A 22,349-nucleotide genomic window follows, 5' to 3' on the forward strand; every position below is an offset into this window, starting at 1 on the left:
ACCCGGTGTCTAGGATCGAACTCGCGCTCGATCGATCGCGCCAAGTAGCTGAATTATAAGGGAAATCTGGAGGACGAGAAACCGGTTAGAGACCGGCTTTCTTTCGCGGGAACTGGGAAGGGTCGCGGCAGGAAAAGAGCGGCGAAGTGGCGTTTGCCTTGGGCTGGGAAAAGAGGCCTGAGAAGGCCACCTCCGAAGGATACGAAGGCAAGCTCCTATATCGACGTCCTAGGCGCGCGCGGGTCTATACGCCGATAAGGGGGGCTGCCTTCGTATCCTTCGGAGGTCTCCTCTTCATATCCTCCGGACGATGCCGCGATACCCCGTCCGCCCTCTGGCATTCCTGAACCGCTCCAACCCGCGATCCTCAAGCCTCTGACCGAACTGCTTCTGCGAACCCGGCCGCTCCCCGTTGTTTTCGGCCCACTTCGACCAGTCCTTGTAGAGCTCAGTCGCGCCGTCTTCTGCGTCCTTCGCAAGACCGCAGCATTCCCCGATCCAGAGGCCAACAGCGTCCTCAGAGGCCAGGTAATCGTCGGTCGCCTCCATCACTGCCTTCGGCGACTGCAAGCCGATCCGTTGCCACTCAAGGCATCCCTCTATCATCCACTGCAAGATGCCCGGCCATTCCGCCTTCAATTTCTCAGACAGGTCTGGGTCTTTCTCCGCATCCGAAATCTTGACCGCAAACGGGATCAGGTTGAACCGGCGACGGATAGCGTCATCCACAGAGCGCAATCCCGGCTTGTGATTCCCGGAGATCATGAGCTTGAAGGCAGGGGTGAACTCGAAAAAATCCTGCCGCATGAAGCGGGCAGATATCCGGTCGCCACCTGTAAGCGACTTGATCTTGGCTTCCGCCCACCGCCGACCTTGCTCGGTCTCGGCAGCGGTCACCGCTCGCGCGCCGACCAGTCCTGCCAGTTCGGTGGGGTGCTGATCCGTGGCCACCTCGGTGAAGGTCGTGATCGGTGCGGCGCGGTGGTAGTCGTTCAGGATACCGGCGATCGTGCCGACGAAGACACCCTTACCGTTGCCACCGTGGCCATAGAGGAAAAACAACGCGTGCTCAGTCGTCTTGCCGGTGAGCATGTACCCACATACGCGGCGAAGATACGCCACCAACTCCTTGTCGCCAGCCATGACGTGGTCGAGGAAGGCGAGCCAGCGCGGACATTCGCCACCGGGCACAGCCGCCGTGACCTTGGTCATGTAGTCCTCGCGTCGATGGGGAAGAAGCGATCCGGTGGTGAGGTCCACGACGCCACCCGGCGTATTCAGCCGCATCGGATCGGCATCCCACTGATCGATCGTCGCGGCAAGCCGACGATCGGCCTTCGCAAGGGTGACGGTCGCCGCGACGGTCCTGGCTGAGGCGAGCGCCTTGGCTTCCTTCGCTCGCGTCTGGGCATTTCCGCCATTGATCTGGTTCGCCTCGCGGCGCACGATCTTCCGGGCAAGGTCGAAGGCCGCCAGCGTGTCGTCCGGATGCCAGACATGCTCCCGCCATTGATACCAGCGGTTCCAAGCGGCCACATATCGGAGGTCGCGGCGGTACTCGGTGGCAAAAAGGATAGCCATTTTCTCGTCTGACTGCGGAGGGACAAGGGCCTCATCCGGATCGAGGATGTCGTCACTGAAATCGCGGTCGGTCACGACGCCCTCCGAACTTCGATCGACGCCGTGTCCGCCAGCCGCCGTAGCTCTTCCACGGTGCCGCCCAGATCGAGCCAGTCGCTGACATCGCCCTTCGGAGGCAGGTTCGGGAGCTTCAGCACCCGCACACGGACAGCGGTGCGGCGCAGAGACCGCCAGACCATGTCGGCGTGTTCCCATCCACGCGGATCATTGTCCGGCAAGATCACGCAGTCGCGGCCGGTCAGTGTGTCCGAATACTCATCCGCCCATTTGCCCGCCCCACCGAAGTTCGTCGTGGCGATAAGGCCGCGCCGGATCAGCGACATGGCGTCCTTTTCGCCTTCGGCGATCCAGACCACTTCATCGCGCCGCGTAGGATCGACAAGGGCAGGCAAGTTGAAGAGCACGCGGCGGACGCCCCTCATATCGTGGTACCAGTCCCGCTTGTCCTCCGGTTCCAAGCGATCCGAGAAGTTCAGCAAGTTGGGCCTTCGGACCATGAAGACCTTTTCGCCAAGTTCGTTCACGCCCTTTCGAACCTGGAAGAGCAGTCTGCCTGCCTCGTCTTCGAAGTCGAATTCACCAGTGGCCAACGTTCTTTTTGTCCAACGCGGTCTTTCGGCATCATCTATATTGTAGGAACCAAAGTGATTTCTCTGGAGGTAATGCATATCCCCGCCGCTTTCCCCGGATTTTCATGTCCGCGGCAGGTTTCGGTGCTAGACTGGGCCTCGAAACCCAGCTATATTTGCCTCCGAACCGCCGCAAGGGTTCACCTTTTTGGAATACCCGCCCGCTCAGCCGCCCGGATCATCCAGTCCGGGCGGTCTTCTTTGTGGGATTTCAACATCGGACGCTGACGCGATCGGGCGCGCGCGCGAGGGAGCCGACCGACTTTCGACAACCCGCTCCCATGTCTCGGCTCGCTTCGCCTCGATTTCCTTCGGCGACAGGCCGACGATCGGCGAGGGGAAGAGCTTATCCACGAAAGGCGTCGCGTCCTTCCGACCGGACTTCGTAAAATGGGCGACTGCGAGCCGCTCGCGGGTCGCTTTGGGCCGCACCTTGTTTCCAAACCCGAGCGCCTCATCCATGAGCTTGTGCTCGGCTTCGAGAAACGTCTGTCGGTACTGACCAGCGTTGAACCGCTTGCTGGAAAGCGGCACGGAACCGTCCCGCAGCAGCATGACGACCGCAAAGCCTTCGATTATAGTTTGCCGGCTCATGCGACCCTCCGCGCCTTCCGGCTCTCCAAGAATTCCCGGATTTGGCGCGGTGACCAGAGGCGGACCCGTTTAGATGGACGATAGGGTGCGGGGAATTCCCCAGTTTTGATCAGGGCGCGAAGCTGCGTATTCTTCCAAGGACAGCCAAGCCTCGGCAGATCGTCACGGGTGATTGTGGGGATATCGTCCATCGGACCCGGCGCGAGGACTGGCCGGGACGTCTCAGAAGCCGAATTCTCGATCGCTTCCATGTCGCTCTCCTTCGTTCGATCGCGAGCGCCGACGCGCGCTAGCGATTGAACTAGAGAGGAAGTCGGCTCGATTATCCGGAACTAAATCGCTCCATGTTTCATCGCTTTAGCAACCAGCGGGCGATAGTTCGTCTCATCATCGATCTCGCCATTCAACGAAGCCGCGACACGAGCGATGAGAGCGATGGTGATTTTTGGGGGTGGGCTGAGGTCAAGCAACTGCTTGGCAAAATAGATGGCTAACCGGCGATCCGTTCGATCAACGTTTCCGGTGCCTTCACTGGGTGTATTCGCCAGCGCTTCTGTTTCGATAGACAGAGCGAATTCACTCAAACTCTCAAGGGCATTGCGCGTTACGGGAGGATAGCGCGTCGCCAATTTCGCTTTAAAGGGTGTGAGCTCGCCCTTGAAAATGAGCGCAATCAACCGATCAGTGGTCCTGCGAACGTTACCGGCCAGCGCCTTGTCCTTCTTTCTCACCCGGTGGAACTGGTAGGAACCGTTGTAGTGGTTAAAGCGTCCGACCATTTCTTCCACCTGCTTCGGATCAATCTCAGATGGAAGAAGCCGCCTTACAGCGGCCACCTGTTCCTTGCTCATCCGACAGCCTTCCTCATCAGCACGACGTTCGTTCCGGACGGTGGGTTGACGATCGTCCGCAGCCGATCCGCCCAAGCTTGAAGCGCGTCGCGCATTTCCGGCAGATAAGCGTGTTGGTCGTACACGCGCGCCAAACCCTTTTTCCCATGACCGATCGTCAGTTCGGCGACAACATCCGGGACGCGCAATGCGGACAAGTTCGACCGGACCACGCGCCGGAGGTCGTGCAAGACGAAGTGCCGAACGTTCTCCGGTTCCGGCTCACCCCGCTCGCGGGCGATCTTCCGCAACTCAACCAGCATAAGCGCGTCCAACTCCTTCTTCTTCGCGCCCATGGCGGTTGCGGGAGTGCGCCCTTGCTTCACCGAAAAGACGAAAGGTCCGGCCGGACCGCGCGGCAGGTCGGACACGATCTCCATAGCGAGGTCAGACAATGGAATCGGATGGGTGGCGTTGCTCTTGAACCGTTCGGGCGGGATGACGAGCAACTTCTCGGCCAGGTCGAACTCCGGCCAGGACGCGCAAGCGATCTCGTTCAACCGCTGGCCGGTCGTCATGAGCAGCCGGAAGAGACTGCCCCATGGATACCCCATCTTTCCGGCCGCGAGCCAATACGCACGAATTTCCTCCGGGGACAGAACTGTCTGCCGTACCTTCCGCTTGATGCCGAAATCCTTGATGCGAAGGTGGGCGATCGGATCGAACCTGAGCCCGAATGACTTGCGCCGCTCCGGCCGCATCGCCCATACGAAAATCGCACGCAGATGATCGAAGGTGTTGACCGCGACAGCCGGAGCGCCGTCCTTCGCGCGACCAGTGGTGTAGGCCAGCTTACGGTCACGGATCGCGACGATGAGCGCCACCACATCCTCATCATCGATCTCGGATATCTGGCGATCGACCCACTTGTTTCGCTTCGGGTCCAGAAGCTCGCGTCGGATGGCCTTTTCCGATTTCTCGGCGCGACGCTGATTCCGGAAGTCCGGGCTCACGAGGTAGGCTTCGACTACGGCCCGGAAAACGCCGGCCCTAGCGGCTTCGGCTGCGGCCGCAGTCTCCCGGACTGCGCGCTCCCTTTCCGCACGCTCCGCAGCCCTTCTCGCGGCCGGATCCACACCTCCGCGCCGGAGCCTATCCCACTCCCGGACTTTCTCGCGCGCTTCGGCGAGCGTCAGATACACCTTGTCGCCGTTTTCGTCGCGCTCCTCGCGCGCTTCCTCGGTGAAAACGCCTAGCGCGCGCGACGTGGCGGACGATGCGCCCTTCTGCCATCGAGCGGTCATGTAGAAAACCTTCGAAGTGGCCGACACCCGGACGCGAAGAGCCTTCGTTTCCTTGTTTGCGTCGGAGGCCTCATAGAAACCTCCATCAGTGGACAGCTTTAGGCCAACGATCTCCTTGACCCGCGAGAACTCGATACTCGGCATTTGGGGAACTCCTCTCGGATTTCTAGGCACCGGGTTAGACACCTTTTCGGAGCGACTGTTAGCGTCGCCTCCCGAGCAATATAGCGCCTCCGCACCTGTCGAGGGAAGTCTGAAAATCGGCGATTGCCTAATGATATTAGATACTTAACTGACGTTTAGCGCGCTCTAGCGACGGATAACGTGTTCAACCGACGTGACGAAAAAGTAATCCGAATGCCCCACTTTCGTCGGGTTCCGCCCGGCTTTTTTTGTTAACGTCGGCTTGAACGGCCGTTGGGGTTTCCCCACTCGCCGCGTGGCCTAAGTTCTCACGAAGGAGTCTCCAGCTGGTGATCATCGGAATGGCTTTTCGCAAGACGCTCGCGACCTCGCTCGCCGCCGCCGCGCTCGTCGCGCTCCCCGCCGGACATGCGGCCAGGGCCCAGGACACCAAGGCACAGGACGGCGAATGGCACAGGACCACGTCGCTGATCGGCGAATCCAAGTATGGTGACGACTTCGCCCACTACGACTACGTGAACCCCGACGCGCCGAAGGGCGGGACGCTGAGTTCGGCCGCCTACGGCACCTTCGACAGCTTCAATCCCTTCATCGTGCGGGGCACCCCGGCGGCGGGCTTCACCGAGTTCGGCGGACTCCTGTGGGACACGCTGATGCAGCAGTCGCCCGACGAACCCGGCACCAGCCATCCCCTGATCGCGGAAGCGTACAAATATACTGACGATTATTCCTCGGCCACCTACCGGATCGATCCGCGGGCGCGCTGGCACGACGGCGAGCCGATCACGGCCGAGGACGTCGTGTGGTCGTTCGAGAAGCTGACCGAGATCAGCCCCGCCTACAACCGCTACTATGCCAACGTGACCGACGCGGTGGCACTTTCGGAGCGCGAGGTCGAGTTCACCTTCGACCAGAAGGGCAACCGCGAATTGCCGCACATCATGGGCGACCTCGCCGTGCTCCCTAAACACTGGTTCGAGGGCGAGGACGCTTCGGGCAAGAAACGCGACGTCAGCCAACCGACGCTCGAGGCGCCGCTAGGGTCGGGCGCCTACCGGGTCGAGAGCTTCGATCCGGGGGCGCGCATCACGTGGAAGCGCGTCGAGGACTACTGGGGCGCCGATCTTCCCGTCAATGTCGGGCGCAACAATTTCGACCGGCTGACCTACACCTATTTCCTCGACGACAATGCCGAATTCCTCGCCTTTAAGAAGGGCGGCATCGAGGACGTTCGCCGCGAGGTCAGCACCCGCCGCTGGTCGTCCGAATACGACTTTCCGGCCGTGCAGGCCGGCGACGTCATCAAGCGCGAGTTCGAATCCGGCACCATCCAGGGCATGCAGGCCTTCGTCTTCAACATGCGCAAGCCGCGCTTCCAGGACCGGCGCGTGCGTGAGGCGCTGACGCTGGCCTACAATTTCGAGGACCAGAACCGCACCCAGTTCTTCGGTCTCAACGAACGCTTCGGCAGCTATTTCGAGAACTCCGAACTCGCAGCCACCGGCGTTCCCGAAGGCCTGGAACTGGAGTTGCTCGAACCGTTCCGGGACAAACTTCCGCCGGAGCTCTTCACCGAGGAATTCGCGCTGCCGGTCAACGACACGCCGCAGGCGGAGCGCCAGCATCTGCGCGAGGCAGTCAAGCTCTTCGCCGAGGCGGGCTGGGTGATCCGCGGCGGCAAGATGGTCAGCGAAGAGACGGGCGAACAGTTCGCGATAGAATTCCTCGGCGCCTCGCCGACGTCGGAGATCATCGCCGGCGGCCTCATCGCCAACCTGCGCAAGCTCGGCATCGACGCGACGCTGAGGATCGTCGACACGTCGCAGTACATCCAGCGCTACCAGTCGTTCGACTTCGACGCCGCCACCGCCCGCTTCGACCAGTCGATGTCGCCCGGCAACGAACAGCGCGACTTCTGGAGCTCGCATGCCGCCGACACGCCCGGCTCGCGCAACATGGCCGGGATCAAGGACGAGGTCGTCGACGCGCTTGTCGACAGGATCATCCTGGCGGCAGGCCGCGAGGAACTGGTGGCGGCGACCCGCGCGCTCGACCGCGTGCTCCTGTGGAACTACTACGCGGTGCCGCAGTACTTCCAGCCGACGATGCGCTATGCGTATTGGAACAAGTTCGGCATCCCCGAGAAGCAGCCCGAATATCTCGGCATCGACACCTTCTCCTGGTGGATCGACCGCGAGAAAGAGGCCGCGCTCGCGGCCAAGTACCGGAGCCAGAACTGATCTTTGGGGCAACGACCATGAACGGATTGGCGCGCCGCGAATTCCTGGCCCTTTCCGGCGCCGCGATGCTGTCGCCGATTCTGGGACGGCGGGGCTTCGCCGGCGTTCCGACGGGAGAGCCGCTGCACGGGCTGTCGGCCTTCGGCGCACTGAAGTACCAGCCGGGGTTCACGCATTTCGACTATGCCAACCCGGAGGCGCCAAAGGGCGGCACCTTCAACTTCTCGCCGCCGAACTGGGCCTTCAACCAGAACGTCCTGACCTTCAACACGCTCAACACCTTCGTGCCGCGCGGCGATGCGCCCCCGCGCATGGAGATGTGCTTCGACAGCCTGATGACGCGCGCGATCGACGAGCCGGACGCGGTCTACGGGCTGCTGGCCGAGAGCGTGACGCTTTCGCAGGACCGCAATACCTTCGAGTTCAGGCTGCGCCCCGAGGCGCGGTTCCACGACGGCTCGCAGGTGACCGCGCAGGACGCCGCCTTCAGCTTCAACATCTTCAAGGAGAAGGGCCATCCGAGCCTGCAGCTGCCTCTGTTCGAGATGAAGGAAGCGGTGGCCATCGACGACGCCATCCTGCGCCTGGTCTTTTCCGGCAACCAGTCGGACCGGATGGTGCTCAGCGTCGCTTCCTATCCGATCGTCTCGAAAACCTGGTTCGAGGCGCATCCCTTCGACGGCTCGCAGATCCTCGCCCCGCTCGGCTCCGGACCGTACAAGGTCGGGCTGGTCCGGCCGGGGCAGACCATCGAATACGACCGGGTCGAGGATTATTGGGGACGCGACCTGCCCGCGAACCGCGGGCTCTACCATTTCGACCGCATCCGGATCGAGTTCTACCGCGACAGGCAGGCGGCGTTCGAGGCTTTCAAGAAGGGCAACATCCTCTATCGGCAGGAGTTCACCTCGCGCGTCTGGGCGACCGGGTACGACTTTCCGGCGCTCACCGAAGGCAAGGTGGTGAAGCGCGAATTCCCGAGCGAGCTGAGGCCGTCCATGCAGGCGTGGGCTCTCAACCGGCGCCGCCCGCGTTTGGCCGATCCGCGCGTGCGCGAGGCGATCGGGCTCTGCTTCGATTTCGAGTGGACGCGCCGCAACCTCTTCTACGGTTCCTACGAACGCTCCCAGTCCTGCTTCGAGCAATCGCTCTACAAGGCCGAAGGCGTGCCCGGCGAGGCCGAGCTCGCGCTCCTGGAGCGCTTCCGGGGACGCATACCGGAAGAAGCGTTCGGCGAACCGGTGACGCAGCCTGTTTCGGATGGAACAGGCCGCGACCGCTCGCTGCTCAGGCAGGCGGCGAAGCTTGCCGGCGAGGCCGGATGGAAGCGCGAGGGCGATTTCCTGCGCAACGCCGCCGGCGAGACACTGGCGCTGGAATTGCTTGTGCAGGACGAGGTCTTCGTGCGCGTCGCGTCACCCTTCGTGGAGAACATGCGCGCGATCGGCATCGACGCCACGATCCGGCTGGTGGATGCCACCCAGTACCAGGCGCGCCAGCTTGAGTTCGACTACGACATGATCTCGATGGCGGCGTCCTTCACCGCCACGCCGACCGGCGACGAACTCTCCAACTACTTCCATTCGCGCTCGGCGAACCTGCCCGGCTCGCGCAACCTGCCGGGGACGTCCGATCCCGCGGTGGACGAGCTGATCGCCATCATCGAGCGCGCCGAGGACCGGGATTCCTTCACCGTCGCGATGCGCGTGCTCGACCGGGTCTTGCGCGCGCGGCGGGACTGGATTCCAAACTGGTACGCGGCGAATCACCGCGCCGCCTTCTGGGACATGTTCGGCTTCAGGGAACCGAAGCCCGACTACGGGTTCCCCGTCGAGGCGTTGTGGTGGATCGACGAGGACAAGGCGAGGGCCATTGGCAAGGCATAGGGGCAGCATGGGGAAGACGGGCCGGGGAGGCCGCGGCTGATGGGCGCCTACATCCTGAGGCGTCTGCTCCTGATGATCCCGACGCTGTTCGGGATCATGGCGATTTCGTTCACCGTCATCCAGTTCGCGCCGGGGGGCCCGGTGGAGCAGGTCATCGCCCGCGTCACCGGCCAGGGCGGCGACGCCACCGACCGCATATCCGGCGGCGGAGGGGACACGGGAGGCCAGAGCTTCGACGCGGGGGGCGACGCGACCAGCCAGTATCGCGGGGCGCAGGGCCTCGACCCGGAGTTCATCCGCCAGCTCGAAGTGCAGTTCGGTTTCGACAAGCCGCCGCTCGAGCGTTTCTTCAACATGCTGTGGGACTATGCCCGCTTCGATTTCGGCGAGAGCTTCTTCCGCGACATCTCCGTGCTCGACCTCATCATCGAGAAGATGCCGGTCTCGATCTCGCTCGGGCTCTGGCTGACACTGATCTCCTACGCGATCTCCATACCGCTCGGCATCCGCAAGGCGGTGAAGGACGGATCGACTTTCGACGTGTGGACCAGCGGAGTCGTCATCGTCGCCTACGCCATTCCCGGCTTCCTCTTCGCCATCCTCCTGATGGTGCTCTTCGCGGGCGGGTCCTTCTGGGACTTCTTCCCGCTGCGCGGGCTGACGTCGGAGAACTGGGACGAGCTGTCGCTCGGGGGCAAGGTCCTAGACTATTTCTGGCACCTGACGCTGCCGCTGACCGCAATGGTGCTGTCGGCCTTCGCCACGACGACGCTCCTGACCAAGAACTCCTTCCTGGAGGAGATCCGCAAGCAGTACGTCATCACGGCACGCGCGAAAGGCCTGTCCGAGCGGCAGGTGCTTTACCGCCACGTGTTCCGCAACGCCATGCTCATCATCATCGCCGGATTCCCGGGCGCCTTCATCTCGGCCTTCTTCACCGGGTCGCTGCTGATTGAGAACATCTTCTCGCTCGACGGGCTCGGCCTGCTCGGCTACCGCTCGGTGCTCGACCGCGACTATCCGGTCGTCTTCGCCAACCTCTACATCTTCTCGCTGATCGGCCTCGTCGTCAGCCTCATTTCTGACCTGACCTACACCTGGATCGATCCGCGCATCGACTTCGAGCGGCGCGAGGTCTGAGATGTCGGAGGTCATCACCAAAGGCGAGGTGGAGACGGTTCGCGAGCGCGTGCAGCGCCCCTGGCTGTCGCCGCTCAACAAGCGGCGCTGGCAGAACTTCAAGGCCAACCGGCGCGGCTACTGGTCGCTGTGGATCTTCCTCGTCCTGTTCGTTCTGTCGCTGTTTGCCGAATTCATCGCCAACGACAAGCCGATCATCGCCTCCTACAATGGCGAGATCCTATTTCCCGTGCTGGTCGACTATCCGGAGGAGAAGTTCGGCGGCTTCCTCGCCATCACCGACTATCGCGACCCTGTGATCCACGAGGAGATCGAGGCGAACGGCTGGCTGATCTGGCCGCCGATCCGCTATTCCTACCGCACCGTCAACAACGAGATCCCGGAGGCCGCACCGGCCAAGCCCTCCTGGCTCTACGACCGCGAGACGCGGTGTCAGCGCTATCCGATGGGAGTGGACGATCCGAGCTGCACGATCGGCAACTGGAACTGGCTCGGCACCGACGACCAGACGCGCGACGTGCTCGCCCGCGTCATCTATGGCTTCCGCATATCGATCCTCTTCGGGCTCGCGCTGACGCTGGCGTCGGCCGTCATCGGGGTGTCGGCCGGCGCAGTCCAGGGCTATTTCGGCGGCTGGACGGACCTGCTGTTCCAGCGCTTCATCGAGATCTGGTCGTCCATCCCGGTGCTCTATTTGCTGCTCATCATCGCGGCGGTGCTGCCGCCGGGCTTCTTCATCCTGCTCGGCATCATGCTTTTGTTCTCCTGGGTCGGTTTCGTCGGCGTGGTGCGGGCGGAGTTCCTGCGCGCGCGCAACTTCGAATACGTGAACGCCGCGCGGGCGCTGGGAGTGTCCAACCGCACCATCATGTTCCGGCATCTGCTGCCCAACGCCATGGTGGCGACGCTGACCTTCCTGCCCTTCATCCTGAACGGGTCGATCACGACCTTGACCTCGCTCGACTTCCTCGGCTTCGGCCTGCCGCCTGGATCGCCATCCCTTGGTGAGCTCCTCAAGCAGGGGCAGCAGAACCTCAACGCGCCGTGGCTCGGCCTGTCCGGCTTCATCGTGATCTCGCTGATGCTGTCGCTGCTGATCTTCATCGGCGAGGCGACGCGCGACGCGTTCGATCCGCGGAAGACGTTCAGGTGAGCGGGCGGGCATGGTATAAGTCGAGCGGTCTTCAAATATGGAGAGCGTCATGGGCATGAACATCGAGAGCGAACGGATCGAGCAGCTTGCGCGCCAGCTGGCGGAGCAGACCGGCAAGTCGCTGACCGATGCAATCGAGCAGGCGCTGGACGGCGAACTCCAGCGGCTTCGCAAGGATGCCAGCTACGAGGAACGGAAGGCGCGCGTGAAGGAGATCATCAGGCGTTCGGGGCCGACGCCGCCGGGTCTGACCAGCGATCATTCCGACCTCTACGACGAAATCGGTCTGCCGAAATGATCGTTGATGCATCGGCAATCCTGGCTGTCCTTCTGGAAGAACCGGACGGAGACGCGATGGAGGATATCCTCCTTGAGCCCGCAAGAAGGCACCTGATATCGCCGGTCAATTACCTTGAAGCGGCGATCCGCGTGGATGGTCTCAAAGAAAGCGCGAAGGGACAGGAGCTCGATCCGCTGCTCGAAAGCCTTGGAATATCGCTCGCGGCGATTGATGCTGAACAAGCCCATCTCGCACGCGAGGCCTATCGACGCTTCGGCAAGGGCAATCATCCGGCGAAGCTCAACATAGGCGACTGCTTCGCCTATGCGCTGGCAAAGGCACGGGACGAGCCGCTGCTCTTCAAGGGCGGGGATTTCCAGCTGACCAACGTCGAGGCGGCACTGTGAGGACAGACGCTCCTCTCCTTTCCGTGTGCGACCTCTCCGTTGCCTTCGCGCAGGGCGGGCGGGAACAGCTCGCGGTCGACCGCGTGTCCTTCGACATCGGCAAGGGCGAGACGGTGGCGCTGGTCGGCGAGTCCGGTTCGGGCAAATCGGTCTCGGCGCTGTCGGTCCTGAAGCTCCTGCCCTATCCGGCCGCCAGCCATCCGTCTGGCTCGGTCCTGTTCCAGGGCGAGGACCTGCTTGCCAAGGACGACACCGAGCTGCGGCGGGTGCGCGGCAAGGACATCACCATGATCTTCCAGGAGCCGATGACCTCGCTCAATCCGCTCCACTCTATCGAGCGGCAGATCGGCGAGGTGCTGAAGCTGCACCAGGGAATGAGCGACAGGCAGGCACGCGACCGCGCGATCGAACTCCTCAACGAGGTCGGCATCCGCGAACCGGAGAAGCGGCTCGGCGCCTATCCGCACCAGCTGTCGGGCGGCCAGCGGCAGCGCGTCATGATCGCCATGTCTCTCGCCAACGAGCCGAAGCTCCTGATCGCCGACGAGCCGACGACGGCGCTCGACGTGACCGTGCAGGCGCAGATCCTCGAACTGCTCGACGGACTCAAGGAGAAGAACGGCATGTCGATGCTGTTCATCACCCACGATCTCGGCATCGTGCGGCGCATCGCCGATCGGGTCTGCGTGATGACGAAGGGCAAGATCGTGGAGAGCGGACCGACAAAGGAAATCTTCGAGAACCCGCAGCACGACTATACCCGCCACCTGCTTGCCGCCGAGCCCAAAGGCGAGCCGCCCGCCACGGACCGTTCGGCGCGCGAGGTCATGAAGGGCGAGGAGATCAGGGTCTGGTTCCCCATCAAGCAGGGCTTCCTGCGCCGCACGGTCGACCATGTGAAAGCGGTGGACGGGATCGACATCACGATGCGGGCCGGCCAGACCGTGGGTGTGGTCGGGGAATCCGGTTCGGGCAAGACGACGCTCGGCCTGGCGCTCTGCCGCATGATCTCGTCGAAGGGGCGCATCGAATTCGCCGGCCGCGAGATCGACACATTGTCTTTCAACCACATGCGGCCGCTCAGGAGCGAGCTTCAGATCGTCTTCCAGGACCCGTTCGGGTCACTCAGCCCGCGCATGTCGGTCTCCGAGATCATCGAGGAAGGCTTGCGTATCCATCAGCCGAAGCTCTCGGCGGATGAGCGCGACGCGCTGGTGATCGATGTGCTGAAGGAAGTCGGCCTCGATCCCGCAACCCGCTTCCGCTACCCGCACGAATTCTCCGGGGGACAGCGCCAGCGCATTGCGATCGCGCGGGCCATGGTGCTGAAGCCGAAGTTCGTCATGCTGGACGAACCGACCTCGGCGCTCGACATGAGCGTGCAGGCGCAGGTGGTCGACCTCCTGCGCGACCTGCAGAAGCGGCACCAACTCGCCTACCTCTTCATCAGCCACGACCTCAAGGTGGTGCGTGCGCTGGCCAACGAGGTGATCGTCATGCGCAACGGCAAGATCGTGGAGGCTGGACCATCGGAACAGATCTTCCGTAGCCCGAAGACCGACTATACCAAGGCGCTGATCGCAGCCGCGTTCGACATCGCTACCGCGCCCGCTGGCGTCGTCAGCGAGTAAGAGTCAAGAATTCGCGAGTTCGCAAATGTCCGATCCGAATAAAGGTCGCATCCTCCTGTCCGTGACTGGGTTCAATCCGCGGCGCTGGCACGAACTGCTTTCGGTTCGCCGCGAGGTGGTGCTGGAGCCGGCAGGGGAAGCCGATCCGTCGATCGAATACGCCGTCGTCTGGAAGCAGAAGCCGAATGTGCTTTCCAGGCTGCCGAACCTGAAGGCGGTCTTCTCGATCGGCGCCGGCGTCGATCACCTCTTTGCCGATCCGGGGCTGCCCGAGGTGCCGATCGTGCGCGTCGTGGCCGACAATCTTACCCAGTACATGACCGAATATGTCTGCTGGCGCGTGCTGGATCACCATCGCCAGGGACGACTCTACCGCGACCAGCAGAAGCGCAAGGTCTGGCACGAGCCGCCGCAGCCGCCGGCCGGCGCGGTTTCGGTCGGCATCATGGGGCTCGGCAATCTGGGGCGCGCCGCCGCGAAGGTGTTGCTAGCGCTCGGCTACACGGTCAAAGGCTGGAGCCGAACCGGCACGCGCATGGACGGCGTCGAGACCTTTGGGGGCGCAGGGGAACTGGACGCTTTTCTCGCCGGCACGGATATCCTCGTCGTCCTCCTGCCGCTGACGCCCGAGACGACGGGCATCATCGACTTCGAACTGCTTTCCAGGTTGCGCCGCGACAACGCGATCGGCGGCGCAGTGCTGATCAATGCCGGCCGCGGCAGGCTTCAGAAGGACGCCGACATCGCGCGCGCGCTGGACGAGGGGATGCTCAGGGAAGCGAGCCTCGACGTCTTCGAGACCGAGCCGCTGCCGCTCGAGAGCCCGCTCTGGGTGCATGAGAAGGTATTCGTCACCCCGCACGCCGCCGCTACGTCCGACCCAGCGCATCTTGCGGGTCCGATGCTCGACCAGATGGACGCATTCGACCGGGGCGAACCGCTGCGCAACCTGGTGGACCGCGAAGCCGGCTACTGAACCTTCGGGGTCAGGGGCGCCGGAAGCCGGTTGGCTGGCCGTAGAGATAGCCGATGCGGGAGACGGCCCGGGCGAGGGGCTCCCGCGACACCAGCATGGTGTGGCCGTTGGCGTGAATGATGTTCTCGGCGTCGGTCATGATCGCGACGTGGCCTTTCCAGAAGACCAGATCGCCGCGTTGCAGCCCGTCCAGATCGGTACCGGGATCGATCGCGTCACCTATCGTGGCCGCCTGCATGTCGGAATCGCGCAGCACGTCCCTGCCCGCCATGCGCATGGCGAGCTGGATCAGGCCGGAGCAGTCGATGCCGAAACCCGAGGTCCCGCCCCAGAGATACGGCGTGTGCTCCAGCGTCTCGGCGACCGCCACCCAGTCGGAGGCATGCTCGCCGACCGGTCGGATATGGGCTTCGACCACGGCCTGGCCATCGGGCAGGATCGCGAAGCGGGTGCCGCGGGTCTCCGCATGACCGGTGACGGTCAGCCGCGAGCCCATGGACAGGGCGTCGCCGCGCGGCTTCTTCATGTCCGGTTCGCGATAGAGAAAGGTACGCGGCGCCGACACGACGTGGTTCGCGGCCTCGCCGGGCAATGACAGCGCCTGCGCGTCGACATAGCCGACATAGCCGTCGTCCTGCGCCTGCGCCCAGGCGAAGCCGTCGCGCGTGTCGAAGACGGATACCGGTGCGCCGAGAAGTAGCTGCGTATTGACGCCCGCGTCGGGTCCGGGCGCGGCAAGCATGTCGACGACAGGCCGCGCGACCTGCATGGGCGCACCCGAGACGAATCGATCCGCCTCGACACGGCCGGCGAGGCGTTCGTCGGCGAGATCGGCGCGGAATGCATGCAGTCGCTTGTCGAGGATCGTCATGGAAAGTGTCCGTTGCGGGCCGAAGATATCACCGCATAGGGGCGCGATACAGGGGCGGTTCGTGACCGCCCCGGCACGCAGGCTCAGGAATAACGCTTGGCCAGCAGCGTCTCCAGCGCCCGGATGGCCTGGGCCTCGCCGCCCGCCGGTCCATGCGGGCGCGCCGCCGGATTCCAGGCGAAGATGTCGAAATGCGCCCAGGCTTTCGCCTTCTCCACGAAGCGCTGCAGGAACAACGCAGCGGTGATGGAGCCGGCGAAGCCGTCGGTCGTGACGTTGTTCATGTCGGCGATCTTCGATGAGAGCTTCTCGTCGTAGGCGGCCCAGAGCGGCATGCGCCAGACCGGGTCGGCGGCCTGTCGGCCCGCCTCTTCGATAGCCGCTGCGAGGCCTTCGTCGTTGGCGTAGTACGGCGCCAGATCTGGACCGACGGCAACGCGGGCGGCACCCGTGAGCGTCGCCATGTCGATCATGATCGCCGGTTCCTCCTCGTCGCCGAGCGCCAGCGCATCGGCCAGCACCAGCCGGCCTTCCGCGTCGGTGTTGCCGATTTCCACGGTTGGGCCCTTGCGGCTCTTCAGGACGTCGCCGGGACGGAAGGCGTTGCCCGCGATGGCGTTCTCGACGGCCGGAATCAGCACGCGCAGCCGAACGTTCATGCGAGCGGCCATGATCATCGATGCGAGGCCGAGCACGTTGGCCGCGCCACCCATGTCCTTCTTCATGATCAGCATGCCGCTGGCGGGCTTGATGTCGAGGCCGCCGGTGTCGAAGCAGACGCCCTTGCCGACCAGCGTCACCTTCGGGGCGTCATCTCGGCCCCAGCGCAGATCGATCAGGCGCGGTGCTTCCGTGGAGGCGCGGCCGACCGCGTGGATCATCGGGAAATTTTCCGCAATCAGCGCATCGCCGATGATCGACCGCACTTCCGCGTCGTGGGCCGCTCCGAGCGTGCGCACGGCCTCTTCCAGCTGCGCGGGGCCGAGATCGCCGGTCGGAGTGTTGACGAGATCGCGCGCCAGGAAGACGCCCTCGGCAATGCGGCGCACCCGCCCGGCATCAACCCCCTCGGGGACCGCGAGGCGGACTGCGTTGCCCGGCTTACCGGAATAGCGGGTGAACCTGTAGCCGCCGAGAACGGCGCCGAGCAGCGCCAGCGCGGGATCGGCCGGCTGGGCGGCGAAGTGCCAATCCCCCTCGGGAAGTTCCTTTCCCAGCGCGCCGCTGATCAGCGGCGCGTGGCCCTCGCTCCCGGCGGATATGCCGAGGAGGGCGCCCGCCGCGCCGCGCGGTCCGGGCAGGAGCAGTACGCGGCCGGGCTGGCCGGTGAAGCCGTTCGCCTTCGCCCATTCCACGACGTCCGGCGCAAGCCCTGCCTCCTCGATCCGTCCCTTGGTGACGAAGTGGATCGGGAGAGCGGTTGCGGATTTCGTCGCGGTCAGTTCGACGGGCATGGCGGGGGCTCCTCGGTTGCTTCGACGGCGCGGGCCTGCGCCTCCTTAACCAACCATTAGGGTTAACGGAATATTCCTTTGCCTCGTCCGGCACGAAGAGGCGAAGCGGAGAAGGCGGCATGTTGACCAACACGGGAGCGAACGCAACTGCCAGATCGTGGCAGACAGGGGCCATGGCCCTGGTGTTTGCCGTAGCGCTCTCCGGTTGTGCCAATTCGAAACTCACGACCGGGTCGATCGGGCGCGATAGCGGCAAGCCGATCGCGCAGATGTCTTCGCAGGAACTCGACACCGCGGCGGGAACGCTGGGGCGGAGCTATGCCAAGGATCCGGCGAACAAGGCGGTGGCGCTTCGCTATGCATCGGTTCTCCAGATGGACGGACGCACCGACCAGGCTCTGGCGGTAATGCGCAAGCTCGCCATCACGCATCCGAAGGACCGCGACGTTCTCGCCGCCTACGGCAAGGCGCTGGCCGCCGCCGGACAGCTCGAGCCGGCGCTGGATGCCGTGCGCAGGGCGCAGACGCCGGAGTATCCGGACTGGCGGCTTCTTTCGGCCGAGGCCGCGATCCTCGACCAGCTCGGACGGCAGGGCGACGCCCGCGCGCTCTACCGCCGCGCGCTCGACATGAAGCCCAACGAGCCGTCCGTGCTCTCCAACCTCGGCATGTCGTACCTGCTGGAAGGCGACCTGAAGTCGGCCGAGACCCACATGCGCGCGGCCGCGACCGCGCCCGGCGCGGACAGTCGCGTGCGCCAGAACCTCGCCCTCGTCGTCGGCCTCCAAGGCCGCTTCGAGGAAGCGGAGACGCTTGCCCGCCAGGAACTCTCCCCCCAGCAGGCGGAGGCCAACGTGACCTATCTCCGCTCTATGCTCGCCCAGCAGAACGCCTGGAGCGAGATCAAGGACGAGGAAAAGAACACCAACTGAGCGCCGACAGCGCCGGCTTCCCCTGACGAACGGGTCGGGGAGGCGCGCGCCTGCGCCTTGCGGACACCGAGGGCGTCCAAAAAGGCGACGGTTCGCGCCCGGTCGTCCGCCTCGTGAAACCACTCCACCTCCTGAAACCCCGGCTCGACCATCGCTGCAGGTCTCGGACCGGGCCCGTATCATCGTCTTGCCGTTTCGGAGAGGGCCAAGGCGGTATCGCCGACCAACCTCCGCAAGGCAACTTCCCAAGAAAGAATTCGGCGCGGCACCTCCGGGTCCGCCGGTGCATTCGTCCTCGTCTTCGGCGACCGGCTTGGCAAGCCGCCACCGTTGCGCGTCGACCCAGACGCCGTCGCCCTCACGTCCGGACCGAGCGTCACGCGAGGGCGATGGGAGAATCAGTAGGTGTAGATGCGGGGCGGATGAAAAGGGAGCGATCCGGAGGGCTGGCGTCGATAGTCCAAGCCGGTACCAGGAATTCGGTGCGAGTGGGGGCGTCGGGCTCTCCGCGCGCGAGAGCCGCGAACGGCGGTCCTCATGCACCGTACCGAGAGCCTCGGTTTCCCGCGCTCGCCCTTACTGTTGGGCGGTCGACTCTCCCTTGTCGCCGAACACGCCCTGTTCGCTGAACTGCATGATGGCGGGGCCGAGAATCACGGCGAACAGGACCGGCAGGAAGAACAGGATCATCGGCACGGTAAGCTTCGGCGGGAGGGCGGCGGCCTTCTTCTCGGCCTCGTTCATGCGCATCTCGCGGCTCTCCTGGGCGAGCACGCGCAGCGCGTGCGCGATCGGCGTGCCGTAGCGCTCCGCCTGGATCAGCGCCTGGCTGACGCTCTTGACCGATTCGAGGCCGGTGCGGTTCGAGAGGTTCTCGTAGGCCTGGCGGCGCTCCTGCAGGAAGGAGAGTTCGGCATTGGTCAGCACGAGTTCCTCGGCGAGTTCCACCGACTGGACGCCGATCTCCTCGGCGACCTTGCGGAACGCGGCCTCGATCGACATGCCCGATTCCACGCAGATCAGCATCAGGTCGAGCGCGTCGGGCCAGGCCTTCTGGATCGCCTGCTTGCGCTTTGACGCCCTGTTGTTGATGTAGACGACCGGGGCGTAGAAGCCGCCATAGGCACAAACGACGATGACGAAGGCCTTGATGAACAGAGGCTGTTCGGGAAGCCCGTTGAACAGGAAGATGTAGACGGCGCCGAGCAGCAGGCCGACGAACGGCAGGACGAGCCGGAAGAACAGGAATCGTGTCAGGGGGTTCTGGCCGCGGAAACCGGCCATCTTCAGCTTCGAAAGCGTCGCCTCGTCGGCAAGCGCGCGTCTCAGGTCGAGCCGGTCGACGATGTTGCGCATGCCCAGCGACTGCTCTTCGCGCAGGCCCTTGCGCCGCCGTTCGGCATCCGCCGCCAGCCGCGCGCGCTGCTTGGCGCGAAGCTCGTCGCGCTCGAGCGCCACGGTCTTCATCCGGATCTTCAACTCGTTGCCGCCGAGCGCCGGCAGCGCCGTAAATATCGTGGCGAAGACCGCGACACCCACGAGCAGCGCGATGAGGAAGGAAGGATCGAATAGCACCTTGCTGATTTGTTCGGTCATCGCTTCCGCTTCCACTCCAAGGCGCGTCTCGGTCGTTCAGATGCGCATGTCGCGCTTCAAATTCATGTTTCCAGCATGCTGTCCCGAAACCGGTTCCCGCCTTCGGGCGACACGCGCTAGATGTCGAAATTCATCATCTTCTTCATCACGAAGATGCCAACGGACATCCAGACCAGCGAGCAGCCGATCACCAGATGTCCCGTGCTCGTCGTGAAGAGCGGCATGATGTAGGACGGGCTCGAAAGGTAGACGAGGAACGCGACGATGAACGGTAGCGCCCCGATGATCGCGGCCGACGCTTTCGCTTCCATGGACAGCGCGGCGATCTTGGCCTTCATGCGCTTGCGGTCGCGCAGCACGCGCGAAAGATTGCCCAGCGCCTCGGAAAGATTGCCGCCCGCCTGGCTCTGGATCTGGATCACGATCCCGAAGAAGCCGGCTTCCGCGCAGGGCATGGTCTCGGACATGCGCATGGCCGCCTCGGGGATGGAGAGCCCCAGCTGCTGCGCTTCGACGATCCTGCGGAATTCGGTGCGGACCGGGTCGCGGGCCTCGCTGGCGATCAGCCGGACGCCGTCGTTTAGCGGCAGACCCGACTTCACCGAGCGGACGATGATATCGAGGGAATTGGGCAGTTCGTCGAGGAAGGCCCTGATCCGCCGGCCGCGCATGAAGGCGATCACCCAGCGGGGAACGCCGAGGCCGCCGGCCAGGGCCGCGCCGGGCAACACCCACCAAGGCGCTCCCAAGGCGAAGGCGAGGACCGTGAAGACCAGCGCCGAAATGGTTGAATAGACATAGAAGCGTTGGAGAGAGGTCTCGAGCCCCGCCTGCTTGATCTGGACCTTGAGCGGCGGCTTCTTGATGTTGAGGTCTTTTTTCTTCTGCTTCTCGTCCAGGTCCTTGAGGGAATCCTGCACGGATTTGCGGCGCTTGGCAGCTTCAGCCAGCCGGTCGCGCGAGGCCTTGACCACGGAGCGATCGGTCTCGGCCTTCTTGATCGTTTCGAGCCGCTTGCCGGCCTTGCGCTCGTTGGTGATCGAGTTGAACATGAACGCATAGGCGAGCGCGCCGGCTGAAAGGCCGGCGAGTGCTATGATCGCCAGGACCGTCGTATCAATTCCGAACATTGCGCGGCGCCCCGTTCACTACCATCCGCCCTCAGCCAACCTGCTTTTCCATCGCCTCTAGGGCGGTGGCGAGGCGTGATTCCTCATTGTAGTAGCGCGCGCGTTCCCAGAATTTCGGCCGGCCGACGCCTGTCGAGACGTGCTTGCCGATGAGGCGGCCGTTCTGATCTTCCCCCTGGATGTTGTAGAGGACGATGTCCTGCGTGATGATGACGTCGCCTTCCATGCCCAGCACCTCGGTGATGTGGGTGATGCGGCGCGAACCGTCGCGCAGGCGCGCGGCCTGGATGATGACATCGACGGATCCGACGACGATCTCGCGCACGGTCTTCTGCGGCAGGGTGTATCCGCCCATGGCGATCATGGATTCGATACGGTTCAGACACTCGCGCGGCGAGTTGGAGTGGATGGTGCCCATCGAGCCGTCGTGACCGGTGTTCATCGCCTGGAGCAGGTCGAACACCTCGGGTCCGCGGACCTCGCCGACGATGATCCGCTCGGGACGCATGCGCAGGCAGTTCTTGACGAGGTCGCGCATGGTGATCTCGCCCTCGCCCTCGAGGTTCGGCGGGCGCGTTTCAAGGCGCACGACGTGCGGCTGCTGGAGCTGGAGCTCGGCGGAATCCTCGCAGGTGATGATGCGTTCGTCGCGGTCGATGTAGTTGGTCAGGCAGTTGAGCAGCGTCGTCTTGCCCGAACCGGTGCCACCCGAGATGACGACGTTGCAACGCACGCGCCCGATGATCTTCAGCACCTCCGCGCCGTCCGCCGAAATGGCGCCGAACTTCACGAGCTGGTCGAGCGTGAGCTTGTCCTTCTTGAACTTGCGGATCGTGAGCGCGGTGCCGTCGATGGCGAGCGGCGGCGCGATGACATTGACGCGGGAGCCGTCGGGAAGGCGCGCGTCGCAGATCGGGCTCGATTCGTCGACGCGACGGCCGACCTGGCTGACGATGCGCTGGCAGATGTTGAGCAGCTGCTGGTTGTCGCGGAAGCGGATAGCCGTCTGCTCGACCTTGCCGTTCACCTCGATGTAGACGTTCTTGGAGCCGTTCACCATGATGTCGGCGATGTCGTCGCGCGCCAGGAGAGGTTCGAGCGGTCCGTAGCCGAGGACGTCGTTGCAGATGTCCTCGAGCAGTTCCTCCTGCTCGGAAATCGACATCGCGAAGTTCTTGATCGCGATGATGTCGTTGACGATGTCGCGGATTTCCTCGCGTGCGCTATCGGGTTCGAGCTTGGCGAGCTGGGACAGATCGATCGTGTCGATCAGGGCCGAGAACACCTGGCTCTTGGTGTCGTAGTAGCTGTCGCTGCGCTCGCGCGGCGCCTTCTTCGGATCGGCCGCGAGCGGGGGCGCCTCGACGACGCGCCGCGGCTGTTCGGCCGGTCGCGGCGGAGCGGCGGGCGCAGCCGGTCGTTCGGCGGGACCTACCGGCTGCGCGGCGGGTGCCGGTCGCGGTTCCAGTGTCGTCCTGTTGCCGCCGTCGCTGCCTCTTTTTCCAAACATG

Annotated in this window: 19 protein-coding genes; 9 read left to right on the forward strand and 10 right to left on the reverse strand. The window is 64.1% G+C overall.

The genetic code is table 11. The annotated features are described in order from the left end of the window. Window positions 1-294: 294 nt before the first annotated feature. From ABGN05_RS07690 to ABGN05_RS07710, 5 genes are all read right to left on the reverse strand, one after another. Window positions 295-1,656: a phage/plasmid primase, P4 family gene (locus tag ABGN05_RS07690; protein WP_367953429.1), complete on the reverse strand. Its 1,362-nt coding sequence runs from the start codon at window positions 1,654-1,656 to the stop codon at window positions 295-297. After that, complete coding sequence (locus ABGN05_RS07695) at window positions 1,653-2,309, reverse strand: hypothetical protein (RefSeq protein WP_367953430.1); 657 nt, start codon at window positions 2,307-2,309, stop codon at window positions 1,653-1,655. The genes ABGN05_RS07690 and ABGN05_RS07695 overlap by 4 nt, the downstream gene beginning before the upstream one ends. 126 nt (window positions 2,310-2,435) lie before the next feature. Next, a complete protein-coding gene (locus ABGN05_RS07700) occupies window positions 2,436-2,864 on the reverse strand; it encodes a hypothetical protein (RefSeq protein ID WP_367953431.1) in 429 nt (142 codons plus the stop codon). A gap of 332 nt (window positions 2,865-3,196) precedes the next feature. Next, window positions 3,197-3,715 (reverse strand): hypothetical protein, encoded by a 519-nt coding sequence (locus ABGN05_RS07705; protein ID WP_367953432.1) that lies wholly within the window; start codon window positions 3,713-3,715, stop codon window positions 3,197-3,199. Further along, a complete protein-coding gene (locus tag ABGN05_RS07710; protein WP_367953433.1) occupies window positions 3,712-4,578 on the reverse strand; it encodes a site-specific integrase in 867 nt (288 codons plus the stop codon). Before ABGN05_RS07710 ends, ABGN05_RS07705 begins: the two co-directional genes overlap by 4 nt. A gap of 905 nt (window positions 4,579-5,483) precedes the next feature. Between ABGN05_RS07710 and ABGN05_RS07715 the strand changes: the two genes are divergently transcribed. Genes ABGN05_RS07715 through ABGN05_RS07750 form a run of 8 tightly spaced genes read left to right on the forward strand, consistent with a single transcriptional unit; the run spans window position 5,484 to window position 14,855 of the window. Beyond that, window positions 5,484-7,382, forward strand: coding sequence for an extracellular solute-binding protein (locus ABGN05_RS07715; RefSeq protein WP_367954335.1), 1,899 nt, complete (start codon window positions 5,484-5,486; stop codon window positions 7,380-7,382). 17 nt (window positions 7,383-7,399) lie between these two features. After that, complete coding sequence (locus ABGN05_RS07720; RefSeq protein WP_367953434.1) at window positions 7,400-9,268, forward strand: extracellular solute-binding protein; 1,869 nt, start codon at window positions 7,400-7,402, stop codon at window positions 9,266-9,268. Between the two features lie 39 nt (window positions 9,269-9,307). Then, window positions 9,308-10,408, forward strand: a complete 1,101-nt coding sequence (locus ABGN05_RS07725; RefSeq protein WP_367953435.1) for a microcin C ABC transporter permease YejB — start codon at window positions 9,308-9,310, stop codon at window positions 10,406-10,408. 1 nt (window position 10,409) lies between these two features. Further along, a complete protein-coding gene (locus tag ABGN05_RS07730) occupies window positions 10,410-11,561 on the forward strand; it encodes an ABC transporter permease (RefSeq protein WP_367953436.1) in 1,152 nt (383 codons plus the stop codon). Between the two features lie 49 nt (window positions 11,562-11,610). Beyond that, the gene (locus tag ABGN05_RS07735; RefSeq protein WP_367953437.1) at window positions 11,611-11,859 is read left to right on the forward strand and encodes a type II toxin-antitoxin system VapB family antitoxin; all 249 of its coding nucleotides are present in this window, start codon (window positions 11,611-11,613) and stop codon (window positions 11,857-11,859) included. A gap of 56 nt (window positions 11,860-11,915) precedes the next feature. Further along, complete coding sequence (locus ABGN05_RS07740; protein ID WP_367953438.1) at window positions 11,916-12,248, forward strand: type II toxin-antitoxin system VapC family toxin; 333 nt, start codon at window positions 11,916-11,918, stop codon at window positions 12,246-12,248. Further along, entirely contained in the window at window positions 12,245-13,879 is a 1,635-nt protein-coding gene (locus tag ABGN05_RS07745; RefSeq protein WP_367953439.1) for an ABC transporter ATP-binding protein, read from the forward strand. Before ABGN05_RS07740 ends, ABGN05_RS07745 begins: the two co-directional genes overlap by 4 nt. A gap of 25 nt (window positions 13,880-13,904) precedes the next feature. Next, window positions 13,905-14,855 carry a 2-hydroxyacid dehydrogenase gene (locus ABGN05_RS07750; RefSeq protein WP_367953440.1) on the forward strand — a complete coding sequence of 317 codons (951 nt, stop codon included), beginning with the start codon at window positions 13,905-13,907 and terminating at the stop codon, window positions 14,853-14,855. Between the two features lie 10 nt (window positions 14,856-14,865). On the opposite strand, the gene ABGN05_RS07755 is transcribed toward ABGN05_RS07750, so the two are convergent. Then, window positions 14,866-15,726 carry a C40 family peptidase gene (locus ABGN05_RS07755; RefSeq protein WP_367953441.1) on the reverse strand — a complete coding sequence of 287 codons (861 nt, stop codon included), beginning with the start codon at window positions 15,724-15,726 and terminating at the stop codon, window positions 14,866-14,868. A gap of 83 nt (window positions 15,727-15,809) precedes the next feature. Then, window positions 15,810-17,180, reverse strand: coding sequence for a leucyl aminopeptidase family protein (locus ABGN05_RS07760; protein ID WP_367953442.1), 1,371 nt, complete (start codon window positions 17,178-17,180; stop codon window positions 15,810-15,812). A 119-nt stretch (window positions 17,181-17,299) separates the two neighbouring features. Between ABGN05_RS07760 and ABGN05_RS07765 the strand changes: the two genes are divergently transcribed. Next, a complete protein-coding gene (locus ABGN05_RS07765; protein ID WP_367953443.1) occupies window positions 17,300-18,112 on the forward strand; it encodes a tetratricopeptide repeat protein in 813 nt (270 codons plus the stop codon). 576 nt (window positions 18,113-18,688) lie between these two features. On the opposite strand, the gene ABGN05_RS07770 is transcribed toward ABGN05_RS07765, so the two are convergent. The 3 genes from ABGN05_RS07770 to ABGN05_RS07780 all read right to left on the reverse strand — a co-directional run bounded on the left by ABGN05_RS07770 (window position 18,689) and on the right by ABGN05_RS07780 (window position 22,348). Continuing rightward, window positions 18,689-19,708, reverse strand: a complete 1,020-nt coding sequence (locus ABGN05_RS07770; protein ID WP_367953444.1) for a type II secretion system F family protein — start codon at window positions 19,706-19,708, stop codon at window positions 18,689-18,691. 116 nt (window positions 19,709-19,824) lie between these two features. Then, window positions 19,825-20,838: a type II secretion system F family protein gene (locus ABGN05_RS07775; RefSeq protein WP_367953445.1), complete on the reverse strand. Its 1,014-nt coding sequence runs from the start codon at window positions 20,836-20,838 to the stop codon at window positions 19,825-19,827. Window positions 20,839-20,869: 31 nt separating this feature from the next. Then, complete coding sequence (locus ABGN05_RS07780; RefSeq protein WP_367953446.1) at window positions 20,870-22,348, reverse strand: TadA family conjugal transfer-associated ATPase; 1,479 nt, start codon at window positions 22,346-22,348, stop codon at window positions 20,870-20,872. Between the last annotated feature and the right edge of the window lies 1 nt (window position 22,349).

The organism is Aquibium pacificum (assembly GCF_040839445.1).
Lineage (GTDB): Bacteria > Pseudomonadota > Alphaproteobacteria > Rhizobiales > Rhizobiaceae > Aquibium > Aquibium pacificus.

What these genes read in the sequence shown, in the direction of transcription:
- ABGN05_RS07695 (WP_367953430.1), bottom strand. Translation starts at nt 2,309, where the DNA reads ATGCATTACCTCCAGAGAAATCACTTTGGTTCCTACAATATAGATGAT.
- ABGN05_RS07700 (WP_367953431.1), bottom strand. Translation starts at nt 2,864, where the DNA reads ATGAGCCGGCAAACTATAATCGAAGGCTTTGCGGTCGTCATGCTGCTG.
- ABGN05_RS07705 (WP_367953432.1), bottom strand. Translation starts at nt 3,715, where the DNA reads ATGAGCAAGGAACAGGTGGCCGCTGTAAGGCGGCTTCTTCCATCTGAG.
- ABGN05_RS07715 (WP_367954335.1), top strand. Translation starts at nt 5,484, where the DNA reads ATGGCTTTTCGCAAGACGCTCGCGACCTCGCTCGCCGCCGCCGCGCTC.
- ABGN05_RS07720 (WP_367953434.1), top strand. Translation starts at nt 7,400, where the DNA reads ATGAACGGATTGGCGCGCCGCGAATTCCTGGCCCTTTCCGGCGCCGCG.
- ABGN05_RS07725 (WP_367953435.1), top strand. Translation starts at nt 9,308, where the DNA reads ATGGGCGCCTACATCCTGAGGCGTCTGCTCCTGATGATCCCGACGCTG.
- ABGN05_RS07730 (WP_367953436.1), top strand. Translation starts at nt 10,410, where the DNA reads ATGTCGGAGGTCATCACCAAAGGCGAGGTGGAGACGGTTCGCGAGCGC.
- ABGN05_RS07735 (WP_367953437.1), top strand. Translation starts at nt 11,611, where the DNA reads ATGGGCATGAACATCGAGAGCGAACGGATCGAGCAGCTTGCGCGCCAG.
- ABGN05_RS07740 (WP_367953438.1), top strand. Translation starts at nt 11,916, where the DNA reads ATGGAGGATATCCTCCTTGAGCCCGCAAGAAGGCACCTGATATCGCCG.
- ABGN05_RS07750 (WP_367953440.1), top strand. Translation starts at nt 13,905, where the DNA reads ATGTCCGATCCGAATAAAGGTCGCATCCTCCTGTCCGTGACTGGGTTC.
- ABGN05_RS07755 (WP_367953441.1), bottom strand. Translation starts at nt 15,726, where the DNA reads ATGACGATCCTCGACAAGCGACTGCATGCATTCCGCGCCGATCTCGCC.
- ABGN05_RS07760 (WP_367953442.1), bottom strand. Translation starts at nt 17,180, where the DNA reads ATGCCCGTCGAACTGACCGCGACGAAATCCGCAACCGCTCTCCCGATC.
- ABGN05_RS07765 (WP_367953443.1), top strand. Translation starts at nt 17,300, where the DNA reads ATGTTGACCAACACGGGAGCGAACGCAACTGCCAGATCGTGGCAGACA.
- ABGN05_RS07770 (WP_367953444.1), bottom strand. Translation starts at nt 19,708, where the DNA reads ATGACCGAACAAATCAGCAAGGTGCTATTCGATCCTTCCTTCCTCATC.
- ABGN05_RS07775 (WP_367953445.1), bottom strand. Translation starts at nt 20,838, where the DNA reads ATGTTCGGAATTGATACGACGGTCCTGGCGATCATAGCACTCGCCGGC.
- ABGN05_RS07780 (WP_367953446.1), bottom strand. Translation starts at nt 22,348, where the DNA reads ATGTTTGGAAAAAGAGGCAGCGACGGCGGCAACAGGACGACACTGGAA.